This is a genomic window from Streptomyces sp. NPDC055025 (assembly GCF_053608565.1).
This window is the reverse complement of record NZ_JBSGVS010000036.1, coordinates 49,196-73,340: the sequence shown is the minus strand read 5'-3', so window position 1 is coordinate 73,340 and position 24,145 is coordinate 49,196. Positions and strand designations below refer to the sequence as shown.

Below are 24,145 nucleotides of genomic sequence, written 5' to 3'. Positions count from 1 at the left end.
CCCTCGCTCCCTGACCTCGTAGTAATTTCTTCGACGATCTGTACGGACGGGAGTCTAGGCCCTGTTAAAGACTTGGTAAGCAGCCGCGTCTCGACAGTGGGGTTATCCCTACTTCACCTCACCCAGCTACCCCATGGCGTGGGCCATCGCGTCCGTGCAGGCTTGGCCTCATGACCGTGAGCGACAGCCTCCCCGACGACGGCCCGACCGCCGGCCGGCCCGACCACCGGCCCCATGACCGGCCCGATGACCGGCCACCGCCCGTGCGCTTCGCGTTCGAGCGGCACACCTGGAAGGAGATCGCGTATCTCCTCACGAACCTTCCGTTCGCGCTGGCCGGATTCATCTATGTGGTGTTCACCGTCTCCACGGGCGCGGCGCTGTCGGTGACGGTGATCGGTCTGCCCTGGTTCGTCGGCGGTCTCACGGGTGCGCGGCTGCTCGGCCGGGCGGAGCGCGCGCGGGCACGGGCGCTGCTGGGCATACGGATCGACGAGCCGAGCTCCCTGTACCGGCGGGGGCGCGGACGCGGGTCCGAGCGCGCAGGCCGTTCCGAAGGTCTGCTGAGCTGGGTGTGGGCCGGTCTGAAGGACCCGGTGGCCTGGCGGACCGTGCTGTACGAGTTCATCCGGCTGCCCTGGGGCGTGGTGACGTTCACCGTGGCGCTGGTGGGTCTGTTCGTCCTGTGGCCGGTCCTTCCCCATGTGGCGCGGGGGCTCACCAACGCGGACCGGGCGATGGTGCGGGGGCTGCTGTCGCCCTCCGACGAGCTGGAGCGGCGGATCGCCGAGCTGGAGTCGGACCGGGGTGTGGTCGTGGACACGGCCGCCGCCGATCTGCGCCGGATCGAACGCGATCTCCACGACGGCGCCCAGGCCCGCCTGGTCGCCCTCGCCATGGGGCTCGGTCTCGCCAAGGAGAAGCTGACAGAGGACCCGCAAGCCGCTGCGAGCATGGTCGACGAGGCCCACGGCGAGGTGAAGCTCGCCCTTCAGGAGCTGCGCGATCTGGCACGCGGCATCCACCCCGCCGTCCTCACCGACCGGGGGCTCGACGCCGCCCTGTCCGCGATCGCCTCCCGCTGCACGGTCCCGGTGAAGGTGACCGTCGAGCTGGCCGAGCGGCCCGCGGAGGCGATCGAGGGCATCGCGTATTTCACGGTCTCCGAGCTGCTCCAGAACGTCAGCAAGCACAGCGGGGCGCGCGCCGCGGCCGTCGACGTCCGGCGCACGGAGGACCGGCTGCTGGTCCGGGTCACGGACGACGGGCGCGGTGGCGCGCGGCTGGACGGCGGTACGGGCATGTCCGGGCTGGCCGAGCGGCTCGGCGCGGTCGACGGGCTCTTCGTCCTCGATTCACCGGCCGGCGGTCCGACGGTCGTCACGGCCGAACTGCCCTGGTGGCAGCGCGGAAAAGCCTGAGAAGGCCGGCGCCGGAGCCCGATCCCCCGGGAGGCGCACCCTCCGGGGTGGGGAAAACCCCAGGGTGAAGACGGAGACCGGCCTCATGGTGGCGACCCCCCTCGTCCCAGCAGCATGAGGTACATGGAAGCCCTCAGCCCACTCAGCCGGAGCCGCGGCCTCGACCACAGCCCGCTCGCAGAACGGACACCACCGATGGCCATGGATCACGGATACGGATACGGGTACGAACCGGACCGCGGCCACGGCCACGGTTCACGGCGGCGGACTCATCTCCTCCCGCCCGCCCTGCGCACGCCGATCGAGGCACGCACCTGGCGCGAGTTCGGATACCTGCTGCTCAGCATGCCGATCAGCATCGTGTTCTTCACCTACGCGATCACGACGCTCTCGCTCGGCGGAGGGCTGCTCGTCACCTTCCTCGGCATTCCGGTGCTGGCGGTGGGTCTGGCCGGCTGCCGCGGCTTCGGCATGCTGGAGCGGGCGCGGGCCCGGAAGCTGCTGGCACTGGACGTGGCCGACCCCGCGCCGGTACGGGGGAAGAAGAGCGGGGTGATGTCCTGGGTCGGCGCGGTGCTGAAGAGCGGGGTGTCCTGGCGGCATCTCGTCTACGGCGTTCTGCACTTCCCCTGGGCGATCTTCGCGTTCATCGTCTCCGTGACGTTCTGGGTCACCAGCTTGGCGCTGTTCACCTATCCGCTCTGGCAGTGGGTGTTCCCCGGGCATCTCGACCAGTCGGGCATCTCCCTCTACAGCGACAGCCGGGGCAATGACTTCTTCCTCGACACCCCGTTCGAGGTCGGTGTCACCAGCGCGGTCGGGCTGCTGCTCGTCCTCGCCACTTCCTGGCTGATACGCGGCCTGGCGACCGTGGACCGGCTGATGGTCTCCGGACTGCTCGGGCCGTCCCGGCTGGCCACCCGGGTCTCGGAGCTGGAGTCGGACCGGGGTGTGGTCGTGGACACGGCCGCCGCCGATCTGCGCCGGATCGAACGCGATCTCCACGACGGCGCCCAGGCCCGCCTGGTCGCCCTCGCCATGGATCTGGGGCTGGCGAAGGAGAAGCTCACCGAGGACCCGGAGGCCGCCGCGCGCATGGTGGACGAGGCGCACGGGGAAGTGAAGACGGCGCTTCAGGAGCTGCGCGATCTGGCGCGCGGCATCCACCCCGCCGTGCTCACCGACCGGGGCCTCGACGCCGCCCTGTCCGCGATCGCCTCCCGCTGCACGGTCCCGGTGAACATGAACGTCGATCTGCCCTCCAGGCCGGCCGCCGCGATCGAGGGCATCGCGTATTTCACGGTCTCCGAGCTGCTCCAGAACGTCAGCAAGCACGCGCGGGCCCGGCGGGCCACGGTCGATGTGTGGCAGACGCACGACCGGCTGATGCTCCAGGTCTCGGACGACGGCCGGGGCGGCGCGGACACCTCCGCGGGCAGTGGGCTGGCCGGGCTGGCGGAGCGGCTGGACGCGGTGGACGGGATCCTGGTCATCGACTCCCCGGCGGGCGGTCCGACCGTGGTGACGGCGGAGCTGCCCTGGCGCGGCTGACGGTACCGGCGGGAGCGCCGGCGCCCGCGCTGTGGGAGTACGAGGACATACAGAGCGATGCCTCCCGGGATGACCTCCCCGGGAGGCATTCGCATGGGGCTGTCCGGTTTTCCACAGGCGGGCGCGGACCGATCCGAATACTGCGATGCTGGGACGCGTGCCGGGCCGGCCCGGACGGATATGGACAGTGACGTATTTCGACAGTGGGGGCTGCAAGGTCGTGGAGGACAGGGTGCGGGTGGTCATCGCCGAGGACTCGGTGCTGCTTCGGGAAGGCCTGACCCGGCTGCTGACCGACCGGGGGCATGACGTAGTCGCCGGTGTCGGTGACGGGGAAGCGCTGATCAAGACCGTCGGCGAGCTGGCGGACCAGGACGCCCTGCCGGATGTGGTGGTCGCGGACGTACGGATGCCGCCGACCCACACCGACGAGGGGGTGCGGGCGGCGGTGCGGCTGCGCCGGGAGCATCCGGGGGTCGGGGTGCTGGTGCTCTCGCAGTATGTCGAGGAGCAGTACGCGACGGAGCTGCTGGCCGGCAGCAGCCGGGGCGTGGGCTATCTGCTCAAGGACCGGGTCGCCGAGGTCCGGGAGTTCGTCGACGCCGTCGTACGGGTGGCCAGGGGCGGCACCGCGCTGGACCCGGAGGTGGTGGCGCAGCTTCTGGGCCGGAGCCGGAAGCAGGACGTGCTCGCCGGGCTCACCCCTCGGGAGCGGGAGGTCCTCGGTCTGATGGCCGAGGGACGGACGAACTCGGCGATCGCCAAGCAGCTCGTCGTGAGCGACGGCGCAGTCGAGAAGCACGTCAGCAATATCTTCCAGAAGCTGGGGCTCTCCCCCAGTGACGGAGATCACCGCCGGGTCCTGGCCGTACTCACCTATCTGAGGAACTGACCCGGGGAAGCTCACCGCGCCGCGAGGAGACGACCGGCGCCGTACCCGTGCCGCTGCCGTCCCGTCAGATGTGCGGCGGCACAGAAGCCACCGGCCAGCCCGAGCAGGACTTAATACCAAAGGATGAGAACCGAGCGACGACAACGGACCGATACGGGGGTGGGAAACCGTGACAGACCGGTACACCGATTCATCTCAGACCGAGGTCCATCATACGATCGGTCCAGGGAAGGCGACCCTTACCGACGTAGGGTGGCCTGTGGGACTGCCGGCGGCCGGTCGGTCCCGAGCCGCCGCCTCGAGGGAGGTCCAGTTCAGTGACCAGCCAGGTCAGTAGCCCAGCAGAGCATGCCGATGAGGCCGACGACGCGGGCAGGAGAGTGCCCGCCGTCGGTGAACAGCACGTCTCTCTGTCCGGCTCCGAGGGCCGAGAAGGCACGGGCGTGAAGGAGATCCGCCGTCTGGACCGGGTCATCATCCGCTTCGCGGGCGACTCCGGGGACGGGATGCAGCTCACGGGTGACCGCTTCACCTCGGAGACGGCGTCGTTCGGGAACGACCTGTCGACGCTGCCGAACTTCCCCGCCGAGATCCGGGCGCCCGCCGGGACGCTGCCGGGTGTCTCCTCGTTCCAACTCCACTTCGCCGACCACGACATCCTCACCCCGGGCGACGCGCCGAACGTACTGGTCGCCATGAACCCGGCGGCCCTGAAGGCGAATATCGGCGATGTGCCGCGGGGCGCGGAAATCATCGTGAACACCGACGAGTTCACCAAGCGCCCGATGGCCAAGGTCGGTTATCTGACCTCACCGCTGGAGGACGGCTCACTCGACGGCTACCAGGTCCACCCGGTGCCGCTGACGACGCTGACGATCGAGGCGCTCAAGGAGTTCGGGCTCTCCCGCAAGGAGGCCGAGCGCTCGAAGAACATGTTCGCGCTCGGACTGCTGTCGTGGATGTACAACCGGCCGACCGAGGGCACCGAGCGGTTCCTGCGCTCCAAGTTCGCCAAGAGGCCGCAGATCGCCGAGGCGAACGTGGCCGCGTTCCGCGCGGGGTGGAACTTCGGCGAGACCACCGAGGACTTCGCGGTCAGTTACGAGGTCGCCCCGGCCGACTCCGCGTTCCCGGCCGGTACGTACCGCAACATCTCCGGGAACCTGGCCCTGTCGTACGGGCTGATCGCCGCCTCCCACCAGGCGCAGGTGCCGCTCTATCTGGGCTCGTACCCGATCACCCCCGCCTCGGACATCCTGCACGAGCTGTCCCGGCACAAGAACTTCGGCGTACGGACCTTCCAGGCCGAGGACGAGATCGCCGCCATCGGCGCCGCGCTCGGTGCCTCCTTCGGCGGCTCGCTCGGCGTCACCACCACCTCGGGTCCCGGTGTGGCGCTCAAGTCGGAGACGATCGGTCTCGCGGTCTCGCTGGAGCTGCCGCTGCTGGTCGTCGCCATCCAGCGGGGCGGCCCCTCCACCGGCCTGCCGACCAAGACGGAGCAGGCGGATCTGCTCCAGGCGATGTACGGGCGCAACGGCGAGGCCCCCGTCCCGGTGATCGCGCCGCGGACGCCGGCGGACTGCTTCGACGCCGCGCTCGAAGCGGCCAGGATCGCGCTGACCTACCGCACCCCGGTCTTCCTGCTCTCCGACGGCTATCTGGCCAACGGCTCGGAGCCCTGGCGGATCCCCGAGACCGAGGAACTCCCCGATCTGCGGGTGCGGTTCGCCACCGGACCGAACCACCAACTGGCCGACGGCACCGAGGTGTTCTGGCCGTACAAGCGCGATCCGCAGACCCTGGCCCGCCCCTGGGCGGTGCCCGGCACCCCCGGTCTCGAACACCGTATCGGCGGGATCGAGAAGCAGGACGGCACGGGCAATATCTCGTACGACCCGGCCAACCACGACCTCATGGTGCGCACCCGTCAGGCCAAGATCGACGGTATCCAGGTGCCCGATGTGACCGTCGACGACCCGGACGGCGCCCGTACCCTGGTGCTGGGCTGGGGCTCCACCTACGGCCCGATCACCGCCGCCGTCCGCCGGCTGCGCAGGGGCGGAACGCCCATCGCCCAGGCCCATCTGCGCCATATCAACCCCTTCCCGCGCAACCTCGGGGAGATCCTCGCCCGTTACGACAAGGTCGTGGTGCCGGAGATGAACCTCGGGCAGCTCGCCACCCTGCTGAGGGCGAGATATCTGGTGGACGCGCACTCGTACAACCAGGTCAACGGCATGCCGTTCAAGGCCGAGCAGCTCGCCACGGCTCTCAAGGAGGCCATCCATGTCTGACGCCAACGAGTTGCTGACGCTGGTCCCCAAGGCCGCGGCCAAGCAGTCCATGAAGGACTTCAAGTCGGACCAGGAGGTCCGCTGGTGCCCCGGCTGCGGTGACTACGCGGTACTGGCCGCGGTCCAGGGCTTCATGCCCGAACTGGGCCTGGCCAAGGAGAACATCGTCTTCGTCTCGGGGATCGGCTGCTCCTCCCGCTTCCCGTACTACATGAATACGTACGGGATGCACTCCATCCACGGCCGCGCCCCCGCGATCGCCACCGGTCTGGCCACCTCGCGCCGCGATCTGTCGGTCTGGGTCGTCACGGGCGACGGGGACGCGCTCTCCATCGGCGGCAACCACCTGATCCACGCGCTGCGCAGGAACGTCAATCTCAAGATCCTGCTGTTCAACAACCGGATCTACGGGCTGACCAAGGGCCAGTACTCCCCCACCTCCGAGCTCGGGAAGATCACCAAGTCGACCCCGATGGGCTCGCTCGACGCGCCCTTCAACCCGGTGTCGCTGGCGATCGGCGCGGAGGCGTCGTTCGTGGCCCGTACGGTCGACTCCGACCGCAAGCACCTCACCGAGGTACTGCGGCAGGCCGCCGACCACCCGGGCACGGCGCTGGTGGAGATCTACCAGAACTGCAACATCTTCAACGACGGCGCCTTCGAGGTCCTGAAGGACAAGCAGCGGGCGGAAGAGGCCGTGATCCGGCTGGAGCACGGGCAGCCGATCCGCTTCGGCGCCGAGGGCTCCAAGGGTGTGGTGAGGGACCAGGCGACCGGCGATCTCCAGGTCGTGACCGTCACCCCCGAGAACGAGTCGCGGATCATCGTCCATGACGCGCACGCGGCGAGCCCCACCACGGCGTTCGCGCTGTCGCGTCTCGCGGACCCGGACACCCTGCACCACACGCCCATCGGGGTGCTGCGCAGCGTCGAGCGGCCGGTCTACGACACCTTGATGTCGGAGCAGCTCGACCGGGCCGTCGAACAGCAGGGCAAGGGCGATCTGTCCACGGTGCTCGCCGGTGGCGACACCTGGACCGTCGTCGGCTGAGCCATGGCCGGCCGTAGGCCGTAACCCGCCGTTCTGCGCCGTAGTGCGCCGTGAGGCCCGGATCTCTCAGGAGGTCCGGGCCTTGTCGTATGCCTCGGACGTCCGGGCCGGGTCGTCCGTCTCGGCGGCTCGGGTCCTGTCGTACGCCTCGCGGGCCCGGAACACCTCGTCCAGCCGCCGTTCGGTCCAGCGGGCCAGCCCCCAGACCTGCTCGGCGGCCTCCATGCCCAGAGCGGTCAGCGTGTAGTCCACGCGCGGCGGGATGACGGGCCGGGCATCGCGATGGACGAAGCCGTCGCGCTCCAGGGTCCTGAGCGTCTGCGCGAGCATCTTCTCGCTGACACCGCCGACCTCGCGCCGCAGCTCGCTGAAGCGGTACGAGCGCTCCAGCAGGGCGGCCAGTACGAGCACGCCCCAGCGGCTCGTGACGTGTTCCAGGACCAGCCGGGAGGGGCACATCTGCCGGTTGACGTCCGGCACGCTGCTTACGGTCATACCCGTACCTTACTTCAAAGTGGGTACTTACCCCAGGTTAGTGCAGCCCGTAGGGTGAGCTCCAGAGCGCTACGAAACCGTACGAACTGGAGAAATCCCCCATGAGCATCGTTGTCACCGGAGCCACCGGACATCTCGGCCGGCTGGTCGTCGAGTCCCTGCTCGCCGCCGATGTCCCGGCCGCCGGGATCGCCGCCGTCGCGCGGAGCGAGAAGAAGGCGGCGGATCTCGTGACGCGCGGTGTCGAGCTGCGCCTCGCCGACTACGACCGCCCCGAGACGCTGGCGGGAGCGTTCCACGCGGGCGACCGGGTGCTGCTGATCTCCGGGAGCGAGGTCGGCAAGCGCGTACCGCAGCACGGCGCCGTCATCGACGCGGCGCGGGCGGCGGGCGTGGCCCAGCTCGTGTACACGGGTGTGCTGGGCGGCCCCGAGGCCGACTTCGAGCTGGCGGCCGAGCACAAGGAGACCGAGCGCCTGATCCTCGAATCGGGGCTGCCGTACACCTTCCTGCGCAACGGCTGGTACACCGAGGTCTACACCGACAACCTCGCCCCCGTGCTGGAGCACGGCACCGTCGTCGCCAACGCGGGCGAGGGCCGTATCGCCTCCGCGTCCCGCGCCGACTACGCGGCGGCGGCAGCGGCCGTACTGACCGGCGACGGGCATCTGAACGCGGTGTACGAGCTGAGCGGCGACACGGCGTGGTCGTTCGCCGAGTACGCGGCCGAGCTGTCACGGCAGACCGGCAGGACGATCGCGTACAGCGACGTGCCGGGCGGGACGCGGCTGGAGATCCTCACCGGCGCCGGAGTGCCCGAGCCGTTCGCGGCGATCCTCGTGGACGTGGACCACGCGATCGCGCGGGGGCTGCTCGCCCGTACGACCGGTGATCTGGCACGACTGGCCGGGCGCCCGACGACACCGCTCGCCGACACGGTCGCCGAGGCGCTCAAGGCCTGACGCGCCCTCGGCCCGCTCACACCCACACCCGCACCCGCACCCACACACCATGGGGGCGCTCCTCGTACCGCGCCCCCGTGGCCGCTCCCGCACTGCCCCGGTACTGCCCCGCGCCACCCCCGTACCGACCCTGTACCGCCCCCGTACCGTCATGACCGTATGACGGTACGGGAATGACATGCGGCCCCGCCCGGCGTTACCTTCATGGCGGAACGGCGCGGGGCGGACAGGGCAGCGCGGGGCGGACGGGGAGGGCCAGTGAAGGCGGACAGCGAGCAGCGGAGCGGACTCCTGTACGGGGTCGGCGCCTACGGGATGTGGGGGCTGGTCCCGCTCTTCTGGCCACTGCTCGAACCGGCCGGCGCGACGGAGATCCTCGCCCACCGCATGGTCTGGTCGCTGGGCGTGGTCGCGATCTGGCTGCTGGCGCTGCGCCGCTGGGCCTGGATGGCCGAGCTGATACGTCAGCCCCGAAAGCTGGGGCTCATCGCCGTCGCCGCCGTCACCATCTCCCTCAACTGGGGTTTCTATATCTGGGCGGTCAACACCGGCCGGGTCGTGGAAGCCGCTCTCGGCTATTTCATCAATCCGCTCGTGACGATCGCCCTGGGCGTTCTGCTGCTCAAGGAACGGCTGCGGCCCGCGCAGTGGACGGCGGTCTTCATCGCCTTCGCCGCCGTGCTGGTCCTGGCCGTCGGCTACGGGCAGCCGCCGTGGATCTCCCTGGTGCTGGCCTTCTCGTTCGCGACATACGGCCTGATCAAGAAGAAGATCAATATCGGCGGTGTGGAGTCACTGGCGGCGGAGACCGCGGTCCTCTTCCTGCCCGCGCTCGGCTATCTGGTGTGGCTCGGCGTGTCCGGCTCGACCACATTCGGCAGTGAGGGGACGGGGCATATGGCCCTGCTCGCCGGGACGGGCGTGGTCACCGCCCTGCCGCTGGTCTGCTTCGGCGCGGCGGCGATCCGGGTGCCGCTGTCGACGCTGGGGCTGCTCCAGTATCTGGCCCCGGTCTTCCAGTTCCTGCTGGGCGTCCTCTATTTCCACGAGGCGATGCCCCCGGAGCGGTGGGCGGGCTTCTCACTGGTCTGGCTGGCGCTGGCGATCCTGACCTGGGACGCGCTGCGCAACGCCCGGCTCACCAGGAGGCAGGCACTCGCACTGCGGCTGGCAGCGGCCACCGCAGCGGCACCCGCGCCGGTCCCGGCTCCATCGTCCCCGGAACCGGCGCCCTTGCCGTCGGAACCGGCGCCCTCGCAGCCGTCGCCGTCCCCGGGCCGCCACGAACCCGCGACCTGACCGCGGCGGCGGACCGGCTCCGCACGGCGTTCGGGCGTACGAAGGGTCGAACCGCCCGTGTCCGTCGGGGACACCATCACGTAACCGCGATAAATGGTTACATGTCTGCCATCACGCCCTCCCCCACGCCCCTGCACTGGAAACTCGTGATCGACGCGGCCGACCCGCACGCCCAGGCCGACTTCTGGGCCGCCACGCTCGGTTATGCCGTCGAGGACAACAGCACGCTGATCCAGCGGCTTCTGGGCCTCGGCGTCGCATCGGACACCGACACCGTGAAGTCGCACGGCAGGCTCGCCTGGCGGGATCTGGTCGCCGTCCGCCATCCGGGCGATCCGTACGAGCAGGAGAGCGGCACCGGGCTCGGCCGACGGATCCTCTTCCAGCGCGTGCCGGAGGCGAAGACCGCCAAGAACCGGCTCCATCTGGATGTGCACTCCGGACCCGGGCAACGCACCGCCGAGGTCGGCCGGCTGGAGGTGCTGGGCGCGACGGTGCTCCACGAGACGAAGGAATCCTCCGGGCAGTGGACCATCATGGCCGACCCCGAGGGCAATGAATTCTGCGTTCACTAGAACACGGCATAGGAACACGGCGTACGAATGACATCCGTATCCGCTCCCCCGGTCACTTCTTGATCCGCCCCCCCCGGTCACTTCTTGACGACGGGCCGCCGTCGGGGCGCGGAGCGATGGGCGGTGGCGGTATGGCGGGGCTCGGGAAAACGGGTCAGGGCGATCTGCCGGATGAACTGATAAAGGCACGCGCAGGCCGAGATCGGGGGCAGCGCGGCCACCGCGATACCCGGGAGGGTCTTGGGGGCGGCGCTCACGCACAGGGTCACCGCGACGGAGGAGAAGAGCAGCAGGATCAGCCAGGGATGGGTGATCTTCCGGCGGTGCAGCGCGGAGCGCAGGATGGAGAAGGTCGCCACCAGCCAGGGGCCGAAGACCAGCAGCGGCCACCACCGGGCCAGCCCCGACGGCGCGACGGTCAGCGCCATCTCTTCGAGCGGGTGGTACGAGACGCTCGCGCCCAGGGCACTGATCACCGTGACGGCGGCGGCCGTCAGCGCGGAGAGCAGCAGGCTGAACACCCTCACCCAGGTGCCCGCCTGCCACCGCGGCTCCTTGGGCTTGCGCCGGTTGCGGGAGCGCGGGCGCGGTACGGGCATCGGGGGCGGGACGGCGCCGGGCGCGCCGGGCGCTCCGTCCGCGGCCGAGGCGCGCAGGAGTTGCGCGAGCCCCTCCTCCAGGCTGACCGTGTCCAGCACCGGATCGAAGCCGGGCTCCTGATAAAGGCCGGACTCCGGATAGGCGTCGGGGCGGTCCGGATACCCGCCGGATTCCATATAGGCGCCGGGATCCGGATAGCCGCCGGGCTCCTGTGGAGAACCGTTCCCTTCCGAGAGGTCCGTTCCATAAGGCTCCCTGGCCTCGGCGAAGCGAATGTAGTGCGGATCATGGAAATCGGCGTGATCATGCATGGCAGACCTGTCCCGGCCCACTGTCGGAACCGAGAGCGGCGGCCCGGGGCGCCGGCATACCGATATGGCGGTGGAATCCGTCCTCGATGCGGTCCATGACGCGCATGAAGTCGTCCAGCAGATCCGCGCACTGGTCCGGTTCCACCAGGCGGGCGCCACGGACCGGCGCCGCCGCGTCACCACCCCGCTCCGCGTTCGCCGAGGACCCGGCCACGCCGACGGCTGCGGCGGCGGCGCCCAAGCTCCAACCAATGGGCCAAGAATGCGAATTCGGTGACGTCATACGCGGTAAACGAACGAACACCTTCCGGCAGTTGCCCGGCAATAGAGTGACCCACCAGCACATGACCATACCGTCGCCGATCACGCGCCGGAGCGCGCGAGAATTACCATCGGCCTAATCACTCATCGGAATCGATATCGCTATGAGGACGGCCGGTCACGGTCGCATCCGGTCACACGGTTCACTTGATCCGACAGAAACCGAACACCGTCCATGGCCCAACAGTGGCTCCGGCGGAGACGGTTGGAATCCCGCGTAACGCGCCTGTGACGCACTTCACCCGCACGGTGGTCATCGAGTCCATCGCGGTCAAGGCACGGCCACACCTCCGAACGGCTGACCGCAGAATCGATTCATCGGCGCCCATTCGTGCGACGGCGGCGTGCGGGCACCCGTCGACGCGGACATTGCTGGTTCTGTTCCACCCGTCCCACGCACCGCTGGACCGGTGCCCCGGATCGTCACACCGGTCAGGAGACAAGGCATGCGGTACGAAATGCGCGCGGAGTACGCGGACGGCTCGTCGCCCCACGACCGGTACCCCCGGCTGGAGATCTGGCATATGACGCGGGTGGACGAATCGACCGCGCTGTGCGGACGGGATCTGGACGCGGACGCTCTCACCCAGTCCGCGGACGCGTGGGGCACATCCGCCGGCCGGCCTCTCTGCCACGCCTGCGGCGCCCTCTACATCCACCAGGTCCCCTGATTCGCCAGGTCCCCCGAGGGCCCTCGTACGCAGCGGTTTCCCCGGCGGCGTTCACCCGCCCGCCGGGCGGGATCCGCCCGTCTTCCCGGCTTCCGCGGTCCGCTCAGCGAACACCCATGACCGATTTGCGCTCTTGACGGTAAGTCAGGCTCTCACTCACCATTCAGCACGCACAGCGCACCAACAGCTCCAACGCCCCGCGCCGCAGTCGCCGTGGGGCGTCTTGCACGTTCCGTCCCTGTCCCCGTACGGAATCCGGAGCCCCCACATGAAACTCTCCGTTCCCGGAGTGCGCCGAATACCGGCCATACGCGCCATTCCCACGATATCGGCCAGAGTCGCCCTGCCCGTCGGGCTGGCCCTCGCCGGGCTGCTCGCCACCACGGCGCCAAGTGCGACCGCGGCCCCCGCCGCCTCTCCCAGACCCGCGCAGTCCGCGCCGGCGGCCGTCCTCGCGGCCCCCGACATCCCGCTCGCCAACGTCAAGGCGCATCTCACCCAGCTCTCGTCGATCGCCGCCGCCAACGGCGGCAACCGCGCCCATGGCCGCGCCGGTTATCTGGCGTCCGTCAACTATGTGAAGGGCAAGCTGGACGCGGCCGGATTCACCACCACCGTCCAGCAGTTCACCTCCAGCGGCGCCACCGGCTACAACCTGATAGCCGACTGGCCGGGCGGTGATCCGAATCAGGTCATCATGTCCGGCTCGCACCTCGACTCGGTCACCTCGGGCGCCGGCATCAACGACAACGGTTCGGGTTCCTCGGCCATTCTGGAGACCGCGCTCGCCGTCTCCCGCGCTCAGCTCCAGCCCGCCAAGCATCTGCGCTTCGCCTGGTGGGGCGCCGAGGAGCTGGGTCTGGTCGGGTCCAGGTACTACGTCACCAACCTGCCGACCGCCGACCGCGCGAAGATCAGCGGCTATCTGAACTTCGACATGATCGGCTCCCCGAACCCCGGGTACTTCGTCTACGACGACGATCCGACGATCGAGCAGACCTTCAAGGACTACTACACGGGCCTCGGTGTCCCCACCGAGATCGAGACCGAGGGCGACGGCCGCTCCGACCACGCTCCGTTCAAGAATGTGGGCGTCCCGGTCGGCGGGCTCTTCAGCGGCGCCGACTACACCAAGACCGCGGCCCAGGCACAGAAGTGGGGCGGCACCTCGGGGCAGGCCTTCGACCGCTGCTACCACTCCTCCTGCGACACGACGGCGAACATCAACGACACCGCGCTCGACCGCAACAGCGACGCCGTCGCCTACGCCGTCTGGACGCTGTCGGCCGCCACCGTCCCGCCGCCCACCGGTACGGTCTTCGAGACCCTCACGGACGTCGCCATCCCGGACAACGGCGCCGCCATCACCTCGTCGCTGAACGTCACGGGCATCGCGGGCAACGCTCCCACGGCGCTCAGGGTGGGCGTGGACATCAAGCACACCTGGCGCGGTGACGTGGTCATCGATCTGGTCGGCCCGAGCGGCACGGCCTACCGCCTGAAGAGCTCCAGCGGCAGCGACTCGGCGGACAATGTGATCGCCACCTACACGGTGAACGCGTCGAGTGAGGCCGCCAGCGGGCTCTGGAGGCTCCGGGTCCAGGACGTGGCGTCCCAGGACACGGGATACATCGACAGCTGGCGGCTCACCTTCTGAGGCCCGCTGACGCTCGCTGACACCCTCTGACGCACTTCCCGCACCACCTCCGTCTGCCTGGGCGCACGTGCCACCGCGCCCAGGCAGACGGCCGTCCCGCCCGGGCCCCCGGACCGCCTACCCGGCTCCGGACCGCCTCGCCCCGGCCCTCCTCGGCCCTCCGCCCCTCCTCGGTCCTGTCCCGTCGGCTCAGGGCGTCAGGCCGTGATGTCCTTCGCCGTGAACCGCGCCCAGGCAGCCGAGCCGAACACGGCCGCGTACAGCGCCTGGAGACCGAGGTTCCTGACGATCTCGTCCCAGTAGACCGGTTCACGCAGCAGATCCGCGAACGACAGCCAGTAGTGCGGGAAGAGATACGGCTGTATCGCGTGCAACTGCGGGATCGTGTCCAGGATCTGCACCGTGACCAGCAGCCCCACCGTCGCCGCCATCGCCGCGATCCCGCTGCTGGTCAGGGTGGAGACGAACAGGCCCAGCGCCGCGAGTCCGATCAGCGAGGCGGCCACGATCACGGCGATCAGCAGGGCCCGTATCAGACCGTCCCCGAAGGAGATACGGGTGCCCGAGATCGTGGTGACCTCGCCCAACGGGAAGAGCAGCGCGCCGACGGCGAGTGCCGAGGCCGCCACGACCAGGGTGGCGACCAGACAGAAGGCCATCGTGGAGGCGTACTTGGCGAGCAGCAGCCGGGTCCTGCCGGCCGGCGCGACCAGGAGATAGCGCAGGGTGCCGCCGCCGGCCTCGCCCGCGACCGCGTCCCCCGCAATGACTCCGACCGCCATCGGAAGGAAGACGGGCAGGGTGGCGGCGAGTGCGGCGAAGACCAGGAACAGTCCGTTGTTGGTGATCTGGGCGAGGAAGGCGGGGCCGCCCTCCGGGCCGCCGCCTCCCATGCCTCCGCCGTCGCTCGTCTGGATCTTCACGGCGATACCGATGAGAACGGGGACGGCCGCCAGCACACCCAGCAGAGCGAGGGTGCGCCAGCGCCGGAACGTGGTGGTCAGCTCGGAGCGGAACAGTCCGAACGCCCACCACGGCCGGGGCCCTCGGACCGGGACCTCGTCCGGCGGCCCACCCGGCGCGTCCACCGTCCCGGCCCCCGCGCCGGTCCCGGTCCCGGGCATGGTCCCCGCCCCCGCACCGGTCCCTGTCATGGTGCCCGCGCCCGCACCGGGGCCCGTCCCGCTCTCAGCCGGCGACATCGAAGCCCTCCCCGGTCAGCGCGACAAAGGCATCCTCCAGCGAGGCGCGCTCGACACCGAAGGAGCGCACCCGCACCCCGGCCCGTACCAGCGCGGCATTGAGGTCCGCCGGATCCACCGGTTCCCCCTCGCCCGTGGGTATCTCCCCGCTCACCCGGTCGTCCGCCACGGTCACATCGGCCACCCCCAGCCCCTTCAGCACCCGGGCTGCCTCGCCGGGGTCGGGCGTGGTGACGGCCAGTCTGCCCCGGGTCCCGGCAGCCAGCCCGGCGACCGTCCCCTGAGTGATCAGCCGCCCCTGGGCCATCACGGCGGCGTGCGTGCACAGCTGCTCGATCTCGTCGAGGAGATGCGAGGAGAGGAAGACCGTCGTGCCGTCGGCCGCCAGCTCCCGCACCAGGGTCCTGATCTCCCGCATGCCCTGCGGATCGAGCCCGTTCGTGGGTTCGTCGAGCACCAGCAGCCGGCGCCGTTGCAGCAGGGCGGCGGCGAGCCCGAGCCGCTGCTTCATACCGAGGGAGTACGCCTTGGCCTTCTTGCCCGCGGCGGCGGTCAGCCCGACCCGGTCCAGGGCCTCGGTCACCCGGGCGCGGCGGGTGCGGGGATCTGCCGTCGGGTCCGCCGAGTCGTACCTCACGAGATTGTCCCGGCCGGTCAGATAGCCGTACAGCGCGGGGCCCTCGATCAGCGCGCCCACCTGGGGCAGTACCGCGCGTGCCGCGCGTGGCATCGGGCGGCCGAGCAGCGTGGCCGAGCCGGCCGTCGGCTGGATCAGCCCCATCAGCATCCGGATGGTGGTGGTCTTGCCCGATCCATTGGGGCCGAGGAAGCCGAAGACACTGCCGGCGGGAACGGTCAGATCGAGGCGGTCGACAGCGAGCTGCCCGCCGCGGAAGCGCTTGGTGAGCCCGTGCGTCTCGATCACAGGGGGCACGCCGGAATCTCCGGGCGCACCCGGCCCGCCCGGCTCGTGGCCGGACACGGCCTCGGTGACGGCTGTCATCCCGCTCCCCCGTTCTCGGTCTCGTCGGGCACCCTTTCGAGAACGGACCGGCCCCGGTCAGCGTTCCGCCCCGCCGCACATGACGTGCGACGGGGCGGTCCGCCAGTGCGTCACTTGGCCTCGTTGGCCGCCTTGACCAGCACATCCTTCGTCACGGCGCCGACGTAGACCTTTCCGTCGTCCGTCAACAGCGCATTGACGAGACGGGTCTTGTAGACGGTGCCCGAGCCGAACTTGCCCGTGGCCTTGTCGCCCAGCGCGTCGAGGAACGACTGTGCCTCGGCCGGCAGATCGCCCGACGTTGCCGAGGGCACGTCCGCGCCATCCGGAGTCGTCAGCTCGTAGACGGCGTTCCAGCCCTTGCCGATGACCTTCTGGCTGCCGGACTCCGCGAAGGCGCCCGTGTCCGCCTTGGGGATCTCCGGCGCCTTGTTGTCCTCGGCCCGCGTCACCTTCGTGCCCTTGGGGGGCGTGAAGTCGAAGGCCGAGGCGGCGGGCTTGGCGAAGTCGACCTTGGTGAAGCCAATGTCGAGCACGGCCTTGCCGCCGCTGCTCGGCGTGAGCGTGAACTTGAGCGGGGTGCCGGTCTCGGCGTCGACCGCGATCTTGATCGAGCCGACCGTCGAACCGGTCTGCCTGGGCTTGATCAGGAGCTGGTAGGCGTCGCGCCCGGCGATCCTGGACGTGCCGTCGACCGTCACCGAGGTGGTGTCGGCCGACGCCTTCAGCGCCTCCCGGGCGAAGTCCTGAGGAGTGGCCGGCGCACCCTTGGCCCCGGCACCCTTCTCGGTCCGCTCGTGCTTGCCCTTCTCGCCGTTCTTCGGGGAGGCCGCGTGGTACGCCTCGTTCGAGGCGCTGTCATACGCCCAGACCTCGTCGCCGTTGCGGATCAGGCTGTACTCGGCGGCGTCGTCCTGGATCGAGAGCCGCTGCTTGTCGGGGCCGTCCGCCGCGATCCGCAGTGTGTGCGTACCGGAGGTCAGCTCCATCAGCTTGGCGTTCGGGTCCGCGGTGGATCCGCTCGCCCCCGCGCCGCCCTTGGGGATGAGCGCGCTGCCCGCCGCGCCTCCGAGGCCGCCCAGCGAGGGGAGCCCCAGATCCGTGGTGATCTTCACCGAGCCCGAGAGCTGCTCGGTGTCCGACGCGGCGATCTTCTCGATGAGCTCCTCCGCGCTGATCTTCGGCAGCTCGGGGTCTCCGGTCGCGGCCAGTGCCGGGACGAGCCCGATGGTCGCCGCAGCCACTCCCGCCACCGCGGCGGGGACCGCGTAGCGCGCCGCCAGACGACGGCCCGCGCGAGGCTCCCTGCCCTCCTCGGTGATCTGTGCGCTGTCGTTCGGTGCCATGTGTGCCCTACCTCCGTGGTCGGCGGTCTTCCGTCCTCTGCACATGTCCACTCCGCGCCGCCAGTCTCACCCGAATTGGTCAGGAGTGGTGTTGTCCATCTGACCAAATCGGCCGGGCGTAAGCGTCAGACCCCGGGTGCAACTTCCCCTACTGCTCTGGGATGACATTCGGACGAGATGCCGCCCCTGCCCAGTAGGGGGAGGCCCGTTGATCAGCTCGGGGGCGGCCGGGGAAGGCACCGGCGGCGGCGCTCACCGCCACCACATGGGTGATGACGGGGCGTCAGCCCATCCGGGGGACCGTCGTGGAGGAGGGAGGTCCGGGGCGCCCCGGACCCCGGCCGGGTCTTCGGCTTGCCGCGGCCTGCGCCGTCAGCCCGAGCCGTCAGCCCGAGCCGTCAGCCCGTGCGGTCAGCCCGCGCCGTCAGCCCGAGCCGTCAGCCCGCGCGGTGGACCACCGCGTCGCAGAGCTCCACCAGCGCCGACTTCGCGTAGCACTCCGGCAGCGGCGTCAGCGTCGACCGTGCCTCCTCCGCGTACCGCACGGTGTCGCGCCGGGCCTGCTCCAGCGCCGGATGCGCGCGCAGCCGGCGCAGCACCTCCGCGTGCCGCGCGTCGTCCGCCAGATCGCCGTCCAGGAGTTCGACCAGCGCCAGATCGTCCGGGAGCCGGTGCGCCTCGGCCTGCGCGCGCAGCAGCAGCACCGGCAGCGTCGCGACGCCCTCGCGCAGGTCCGTACCGGGTGTCTTGCCCGACTCGTGCGTGTCGCTGCCGATGTCGAGGACGTCGTCGGCGAGCTGGAAGGCTACGCCGAGCCGCTCACCGTACTGCGTCAGGATGTCGACGACGGCCTCGTCCGCGCCGGACATCATCGCGCCGAACCGGCCGGAGACGGCGATCAGGGAGCCCGTCTTGCCGCCGATGACATCGAGATAGTGGTCGACCGGATCCCGTCCGTCGCGCGGTCCCGCCGTCTCCAGGATCTGGCCCGTCACCAGCCGTTCGAACGCCTCCGCCTGGATACGGACGGCCTCGGGGCCCAGGTCGGCCACGATGTGCGAGGCGCGGGCGAAGAGAAAGTCACCCGTGAGGACCGCGGCCGAATTGCCCCAGCGGGCGTTGGCGCTGTCCACCCCGCGGCGGACCTCCGCCTCGTCCATGACATCGTCGTGGTACAGCGTCGCGAGATGGGTCAGCTCGACGACCACGGCCGCGGGCACGATCCCGGGCGCGTACGGGTCACCGAACTGGGCCGCGAGCATCACCAGGAGCGGCCTGAACCGTTTGCCGCCGGCCCGTACCAGATGCTGAGCGGCCTCCGTGATGAAGGGCACCTCGCTCTTGGTGGCTTTGAGCAGCCCCGCCTCGACAGCCGCCAGTCCGGTCTGGACATCGGCCTCAAGAGCCTGGCCCCGCACGCTCAGCCCGAACGGCTCGACGACGGTCACGAGAGGTACTCCTGTCTGCTGACGATCACACGGATTGTCGATGTGTCGCTGCCATCACTCAAGTCAGCGTATCCGGTCGCCTTTCGATCACCATGGGCGCCTTCCCGGCACCGCCGGTATGTTCGGGATCGGCCATACGACCGGGCGTGGCCGTTCTGTCCGGAACGGCGGCCGACACCCGGGCGAACAGGGGGCAGCCGCCATCTGGCGACACCAGCGCCGCTCCGGTGCGCGAGGGCAGGTCCGTGAGCCCCCGCGAAGCCCCCGGACGGGCGCCCGGACGGCGCCGGTTCGGGGCTACCGCGGGTACGTTCGCCGGACCGCCGGGCACACCTCGCACTTTTGGGTCGAAGCGGACTTTTCGCCAGTGCTGCGGCGGGGCAACGTCGACGTAACGTGTCCTGCATCGACCCGGAAAGCGAGGCAGCACCCATGCCCGAGCAGAGCCCGCTCGTACCGGCCGAGGGCGACCCCTTCGGCCCGCACAACCTGCCGTACGGAGTCTTCTCCACGGCCGACGAGCCCGACCGCCGACGGCTGGGTGTCCGTATCGGCGATCAGGTGCTCGACGCGGGAGCGGCGGCGAAGGCCCTGGGCTCCCCGTACGCGGCGCTGCTGGACCGGCCGAGCCTCAACCCCCTGATGGCCGCCGGGCGCACGGCCTGGCGCGATGTACGCCGGGCCCTGACCGCGTGGGTCACCGTCCCGGCGCACCGGGCGGACATAGAGCCCCTGCTCCATCCGCTCGACGCCGTCACCCTGCATCTGCCGTACGAGGTCGCGGACTATGTCGACTTCTACGCGAGCGAGCACCACGCCACCAATGTGGGCCGGATCTTCCGGCCCGACGGTGCCGCGCTGACCCCCAACTGGAAGCATCTTCCGATCGGTTACCACGGCCGGGCCGGCACGGTCGTCGTCTCCGGTACGGATGTGGTGCGCCCCTCGGGCCAGCGCAAGGCACCCTCCGACCCGGCACCCGTCTTCGGGCCCTCCGGCAAGCTCGACATCGAGGCGGAGGTCGGCTTTGTCGTCGGTACGCCCTCGGCGCGCGGCACGGCGGTGGAGGCGGCCTCCTTCCGCGACCATGTCTTCGGGCTCTCCCTCCTCAACGACTGGTCGGCACGCGACATCCAGGCGTGGGAGTACGTACCGCTCGGCCCGTTCCTCGGGAAGTCCTTCGCCACGTCCGTCTCGGCCTGGGTGACCCCGCTGGAGGCCCTGGACGCGGCCAGGGTGGCGCCCCCGGTCCGCACCGACCCGCTGCTCCCCTATCTGGACGACGCGGACGACGAGGAGCCGGGCGGCTTCGATCTGCGGATCACGGTGTCACTCAACGGCCAGGTGATCTCGGAGCCGCCGTTCTCGTCGATGTACTGGACGGCGGCCCAGCAGTTGGCCCATATGACGGTCAACGGCGCCTCGCTCCGTACGGGCGACCTCTTCGCGTCCGGTACGGTCAGCGGCCCGGCCCGGGAGGAGCGCGGCTCCCTCCTCGAACTCACCTGGAACGGCACCGAGCCGCTCGAACTGCCCGACGGCAAGCGGACGTTCCTGGAGGACGGCGACGAGGTCACCCTGACGGCCTGGGCCCCGGGCCCCGACGGTACCCGGGTCGGGCTCGGCGGGGTGACGGGCCGGATCGTCTCCGGATGACCCACGGACGATGCCCCACGCACAGGGCCCGGCACCTCGATGAGGTGCCGGGCTCTGTCGTATATATGCGTACGGGTACACCGGACGGAGGCGGAGACGCCCGCCCCGTTCCCCGCGCCGTGCCGGGCCTAGCGCACAAAGCCCCCGGCCTGGCTCGCCAGGTCCAGGAAGTACTGCGGAGCCACACCGAGCACCAGCGTGACGACCACACCGATACCGATCGCCATCGTCGTCAGCGCCGAGGGCACCGCGACCGTCGGACCCTCGGGCTTCGGCTCGCTGAAGAACATCAGCACGATGACCCGGATGTAGAAGAACGCCGCGATCGCCGAGGCGATCACACCGACCACCACCAGCGCGCCCGCGCCTCCGTCGGCCGCCGCCTTGAACACCGCGAACTTCCCGGAGAAGCCCGAGGTCAGCGGGATACCGGCGAAGGCGAGCAGAAAGACCGCGAAGACCGCGGCCACCAGCGGCGAACGCCGCCCGAGCCCGGCCCACTTGGACAGATGCGTCGCCTCGCCACCCGCGTCCCGTACCAGCGTGACGACCGCGAACGCGCCGATCGTGACGAAGGAGTACGCCCCCAGATAGAAGAGGACGGACGAGATGCCCTCGGGCGTCGCGGCGATCACACCGGCCAGGATGAAGCCCGCGTGCGCGATCGAGGAGTACGCCAGCAGCCGCTTGATGTCGGTCTGGGTGATCGCGACGATCGCACCGCCCAGCATGGTGACGATGACGATGGCCCACATGACCGGCCGCCAGTCCCAGCGCAGCCCCGGCAGGACGACATACAGCAGCCGCAGCAGCGCGCCGAAGGCCGCCACCTTGGTCGCCGCGGCCATGAAGCCGGTGACGGGGGTGGGAGCGCCCTGGTAGACGTCCGGCGTCCACATGTGGAACGGCACCGCGCCGACCTTGAAGAGCAGTCCCATCAGGATCAGCGCGCCGCCGATCAGCAGCAGCGCGTCATTGCCCATGGTGTCCGCGAGCGCCGGGCTGACGTTCTGGACGGTGCCGTCGACGACCTCCGCGATGCGCCCGTACGACACGGAGCCCGCGTACCCGTAGAGCAGAGCGATCCCGAAGAGCAGGAAGGCCGACGAGAAGGCACCCAGCAGGAAGTACTTGACCGCGGCCTCCTGCGACATCAGCCGCTTGCGGCGGGCGAGGGCGCAGAGGAGATAGAGCGGCAGGGAGAAGACTTCCAGCGCGATGAAGAGCGTCAGCAGATCGTTCGCCGCCGGGAAGACCAGCATGCCCGCGACGGCGAACAGGGCCAGCGGGAACACCTCGGTGGTGGTGAACCCTGCCCTGACCGCGGCCTTCTCGCTCTCACTGCCGGGCACGGCCGCGGCCTGCGCGACGAAGGAGTCGATCCGGTTGCCGTGGGACTCCGGATCGAGCCGGCGCTCGGCGAAGGTGAACACGGCCACGACCGAGGCCAGCAGGATCGTGCCCTGGAGGAAGAGCGTCGGGCCGTCGATGGCGATGGCGCCCATGGCCGCGATGTGCTTCTTCGAGGTGCCGTATCCGCCGGCCGCCAGGGCGACCACCGCCGCGAAAGCGGCGGCCAGGGCGACGACGGAGAGGAAGAGCTGCGCGTGGTAGCGCGCCTTACGAGGGAGGAACGCCTCGATCAGGATCCCCAGGACGGCGGCGCCCGCCACGATCAGGGTCGGCGCCAGCTGGGCGTATTCGATGTTCGGGGCCGGGATCTTGTCGATCCCGTCGGCCGCCGTCGTTGTCCACAGGCTGTGGACGGCTGTCGCACTCACGGGGCGGCCTCCACCTCGGGCTTGGGGTCGGTCTGCTGTACGTCGGACATCGTGTGCTCCACCGCCGGGTTGACGATCTCGGTGAGCGGCTTCGGATAGACGCCCAGGAAGAGCAGCAGCGCGATCAGCGGGGCGACAACCACCAGCTCCCGGACTCCCAGATCAGGCATGGTCCTGACCTCGGCCTTCACCGGTCCGGTCATCGTGCGCTGATAGAGCACGAGGACATAGAGCGCGGCGAGCACGATGCCGATGGTGGCGATGATGCCGACCACCGGATATCTGCTGAAGGTGCCGACCAGGACCAGGAACTCACTCACGAACGGGGAGAGCCCCGGCAGCGAGAGCGTGGCCAGACCGCCGATCAGGAACGTGCCCGCGAGAACCGGGGCGACCTTCTGCACCCCGCCGTAGTCCGCGATGAGCCGCGAGCCGCGCCGGGTGATCAGGAAGCCGGCCACCAGCATCAGCGCGGCCGTCGAGATCCCGTGGTTGACCATGTAGAGCGTGGCGCCCGACTGGCCCTGGCTGGTCATCGCGAAGATGCCCATGATGATGAAGCCGAAGTGCGAGATCGACGCGTACGCGATCAGCCGCTTGATGTCGCGCTGGCCGACCGCGAGCAGTGCTCCGTAGACGATGCTGATCAGCGCCAGCACCAGGATCGCCGGGGTGGCCCACTTGGACGCCTCCGGGAAGAGCTGGAGGCAGAAGCGCAGCATCGCGAAGGTGCCGACCTTGTCCACCACCGCGGTGATCAGTACGGCGACGGGCGCGGTGGACTCGCCCATGGCGTTGGGCAGCCAGGTGTGCAGCGGCCACAGCGGTGCCTTCACCGCGAACGCGAAGAAGAAGCCCAGGAAGAGCCATCGCTCCGTGCTCGTCGCGATCGACAGCGAACCGCTGGCCCGCGCCTCGGCGATCTCGGAGAGGGAGAACGTCCCCGCCACGACATAGAGCCCGATCACCGCGGCCAGCATGATCAGGCCGCCGACCAGGTTGTAGAGGAGGAACTTGACCGCCGCGTACGAGCGCTGCGTCGCCGCCGCCTCGTCCCCGCCGCCCGCCGTGGTGGCGGCGAACTGGGCGGGCGCCGCACGGTCCCCGAAGCCGCCGATGAGGAAGTACATCGGGATGAGCATGGCTTCGAAGAGGATGTAGAAGAGGAAGACGTCGGTGGCCTCGAAGGAGAGGATCACCATCGCCTCGACCATCAGGATCAGCGCGAAGAAGCCCTGGGTCGGCCGCCAGCGGCGGTTCGGCCGGGAGTCCTCCAGCGGATCGGCGTCATGCCAGCCGGCCAGGATCACGAACGGGATCAGCAGCGCGGTCAGGGCGAGGAGCGCCACCCCGATACCGTCCACGCCCAGCTCGTAACGCACCCCGAAGTCGGAGATCCAGGCATGCGACTCGGTGAGCTGATACCGGGCGCCGCCCGGCTCGAAGCGGACCACGACCAGGGCGGCCAGCACCAGGGTGGCGAGCGAGAAGACCAGCGCCAGCCACTTGGCGGCGGTGCGCCGGGCGGCCGGGACGGCCGCCGTGGCGATCGCGCCGACCGCGGGCAGCACCGCCGTGGCCGTCAGAAGAGGGAACGACATATCCG

20 protein-coding genes are annotated in these 24,145 nt (G+C 70.0%); 11 read left to right on the top strand and 9 right to left on the bottom strand.

Annotation, left to right across the window (positions count from 1 at the left end; all coding sequences use genetic code 11):
- Positions 1-170 precede the first annotated feature (170 nt).
- The 5 genes from ACWGDX_RS22380 (at position 171) to ACWGDX_RS22360 (ending at position 7,212) form a co-directional block, all read left to right on the top strand.
- A complete protein-coding gene (locus ACWGDX_RS22380; RefSeq protein ID WP_453628089.1) occupies positions 171-1,421 on the top strand; it encodes a sensor histidine kinase in 1,251 nt (416 codons plus the stop codon).
- A 195-nt stretch (positions 1,422-1,616) separates the two neighbouring features.
- Positions 1,617-2,972, top strand: coding sequence for a sensor histidine kinase (locus ACWGDX_RS22375; protein ID WP_453628088.1), 1,356 nt, complete (start codon positions 1,617-1,619; stop codon positions 2,970-2,972).
- Positions 2,973-3,204: 232 nt separating this feature from the next.
- Positions 3,205-3,864, top strand: coding sequence for a response regulator transcription factor (locus tag ACWGDX_RS22370; RefSeq protein WP_363084745.1), 660 nt, complete (start codon positions 3,205-3,207; stop codon positions 3,862-3,864).
- 317 nt (positions 3,865-4,181) lie between these two features.
- The gene (locus ACWGDX_RS22365) at positions 4,182-6,161 is read left to right on the top strand and encodes a 2-oxoacid:acceptor oxidoreductase subunit alpha (RefSeq protein WP_453628086.1); all 1,980 of its coding nucleotides are present in this window, start codon (positions 4,182-4,184) and stop codon (positions 6,159-6,161) included.
- Positions 6,154-7,212: a 2-oxoacid:ferredoxin oxidoreductase subunit beta gene (locus ACWGDX_RS22360; protein WP_453628084.1), complete on the top strand. Its 1,059-nt coding sequence runs from the start codon at positions 6,154-6,156 to the stop codon at positions 7,210-7,212. Before ACWGDX_RS22365 ends, ACWGDX_RS22360 begins: the two co-directional genes overlap by 8 nt.
- 66 nt (positions 7,213-7,278) lie before the next feature.
- On the opposite strand, the gene ACWGDX_RS22355 is transcribed toward ACWGDX_RS22360, so the two are convergent.
- Positions 7,279-7,707: a winged helix-turn-helix transcriptional regulator gene (locus tag ACWGDX_RS22355; protein ID WP_453628082.1), complete on the bottom strand. Its 429-nt coding sequence runs from the start codon at positions 7,705-7,707 to the stop codon at positions 7,279-7,281.
- A 101-nt stretch (positions 7,708-7,808) separates the two neighbouring features.
- Between ACWGDX_RS22355 and ACWGDX_RS22350 the strand changes: the two genes are divergently transcribed.
- The 3 genes from ACWGDX_RS22350 (at position 7,809) to ACWGDX_RS22340 (ending at position 10,543) form a co-directional block, all read left to right on the top strand.
- On the top strand, positions 7,809-8,669 hold the full coding sequence (locus ACWGDX_RS22350) for an SDR family oxidoreductase (protein WP_453628080.1): 861 nt from the start codon (positions 7,809-7,811) through the stop codon (positions 8,667-8,669).
- Between the two features lie 258 nt (positions 8,670-8,927).
- Positions 8,928-9,968: an EamA family transporter RarD gene (rarD, locus tag ACWGDX_RS22345; protein ID WP_453628078.1), complete on the top strand. Its 1,041-nt coding sequence runs from the start codon at positions 8,928-8,930 to the stop codon at positions 9,966-9,968.
- A gap of 101 nt (positions 9,969-10,069) precedes the next feature.
- On the top strand, positions 10,070-10,543 hold the full coding sequence (locus ACWGDX_RS22340) for a VOC family protein (RefSeq protein WP_453628076.1): 474 nt from the start codon (positions 10,070-10,072) through the stop codon (positions 10,541-10,543).
- 77 nt (positions 10,544-10,620) lie between these two features.
- Here the strand turns inward: ACWGDX_RS22340 and ACWGDX_RS22335 are convergent, their stop codons facing one another.
- Together ACWGDX_RS22335 and ACWGDX_RS22330 are read right to left on the bottom strand one after the other, a co-directional pair.
- Entirely contained in the window at positions 10,621-11,454 is an 834-nt protein-coding gene (locus tag ACWGDX_RS22335; protein ID WP_453628074.1) for a DUF2637 domain-containing protein, read from the bottom strand.
- A complete protein-coding gene (locus ACWGDX_RS22330) occupies positions 11,447-11,695 on the bottom strand; it encodes a hypothetical protein (RefSeq protein WP_363079067.1) in 249 nt (82 codons plus the stop codon). The genes ACWGDX_RS22335 and ACWGDX_RS22330 overlap by 8 nt, the downstream gene beginning before the upstream one ends.
- 526 nt (positions 11,696-12,221) lie before the next feature.
- Between ACWGDX_RS22330 and ACWGDX_RS22325 the strand changes: the two genes are divergently transcribed.
- A complete protein-coding gene (locus ACWGDX_RS22325) occupies positions 12,222-12,446 on the top strand; it encodes a hypothetical protein (protein WP_363079068.1) in 225 nt (74 codons plus the stop codon).
- A 268-nt stretch (positions 12,447-12,714) separates the two neighbouring features.
- Complete coding sequence (locus tag ACWGDX_RS22320; RefSeq protein ID WP_453628072.1) at positions 12,715-14,103, top strand: M28 family metallopeptidase; 1,389 nt, start codon at positions 12,715-12,717, stop codon at positions 14,101-14,103.
- A gap of 197 nt (positions 14,104-14,300) precedes the next feature.
- Here ACWGDX_RS22320 and ACWGDX_RS22315 read toward each other — a convergent pair whose 3' ends face one another.
- From ACWGDX_RS22315 to ACWGDX_RS22300, 4 genes are all read right to left on the bottom strand, one after another.
- Positions 14,301-15,305 (bottom strand): ABC transporter permease, encoded by a 1,005-nt coding sequence (locus ACWGDX_RS22315; protein ID WP_453628070.1) that lies wholly within the window; start codon positions 15,303-15,305, stop codon positions 14,301-14,303.
- Entirely contained in the window at positions 15,292-16,308 is a 1,017-nt protein-coding gene (locus tag ACWGDX_RS22310) for an ATP-binding cassette domain-containing protein (protein ID WP_453628068.1), read from the bottom strand. The genes ACWGDX_RS22315 and ACWGDX_RS22310 overlap by 14 nt, the downstream gene beginning before the upstream one ends.
- 110 nt (positions 16,309-16,418) lie before the next feature.
- Complete coding sequence (locus ACWGDX_RS22305; RefSeq protein WP_453628066.1) at positions 16,419-17,654, bottom strand: LolA family protein; 1,236 nt, start codon at positions 17,652-17,654, stop codon at positions 16,419-16,421.
- Positions 17,655-18,091: 437 nt separating this feature from the next.
- Entirely contained in the window at positions 18,092-19,102 is a 1,011-nt protein-coding gene (locus ACWGDX_RS22300) for a polyprenyl synthetase family protein (protein WP_453628064.1), read from the bottom strand.
- A 432-nt stretch (positions 19,103-19,534) separates the two neighbouring features.
- Here ACWGDX_RS22300 and fahA point away from each other — a divergent pair, with 432 nt between their 5' ends.
- Complete coding sequence (gene fahA / locus ACWGDX_RS22295) at positions 19,535-20,758, top strand: fumarylacetoacetase (protein WP_453628062.1); 1,224 nt, start codon at positions 19,535-19,537, stop codon at positions 20,756-20,758.
- A gap of 128 nt (positions 20,759-20,886) precedes the next feature.
- Here the strand turns inward: fahA and nuoN are convergent, their stop codons facing one another.
- Positions 20,887-22,539 (bottom strand): NADH-quinone oxidoreductase subunit NuoN, encoded by a 1,653-nt coding sequence (nuoN, locus tag ACWGDX_RS22290; RefSeq protein ID WP_453628060.1) that lies wholly within the window; start codon positions 22,537-22,539, stop codon positions 20,887-20,889.
- The gene (locus tag ACWGDX_RS22285) at positions 22,536-24,140 is read right to left on the bottom strand and encodes an NADH-quinone oxidoreductase subunit M (RefSeq protein ID WP_453628058.1); all 1,605 of its coding nucleotides are present in this window, start codon (positions 24,138-24,140) and stop codon (positions 22,536-22,538) included. Before ACWGDX_RS22285 ends, nuoN begins: the two co-directional genes overlap by 4 nt.
- Between the last annotated feature and the right edge of the window lie 5 nt (positions 24,141-24,145).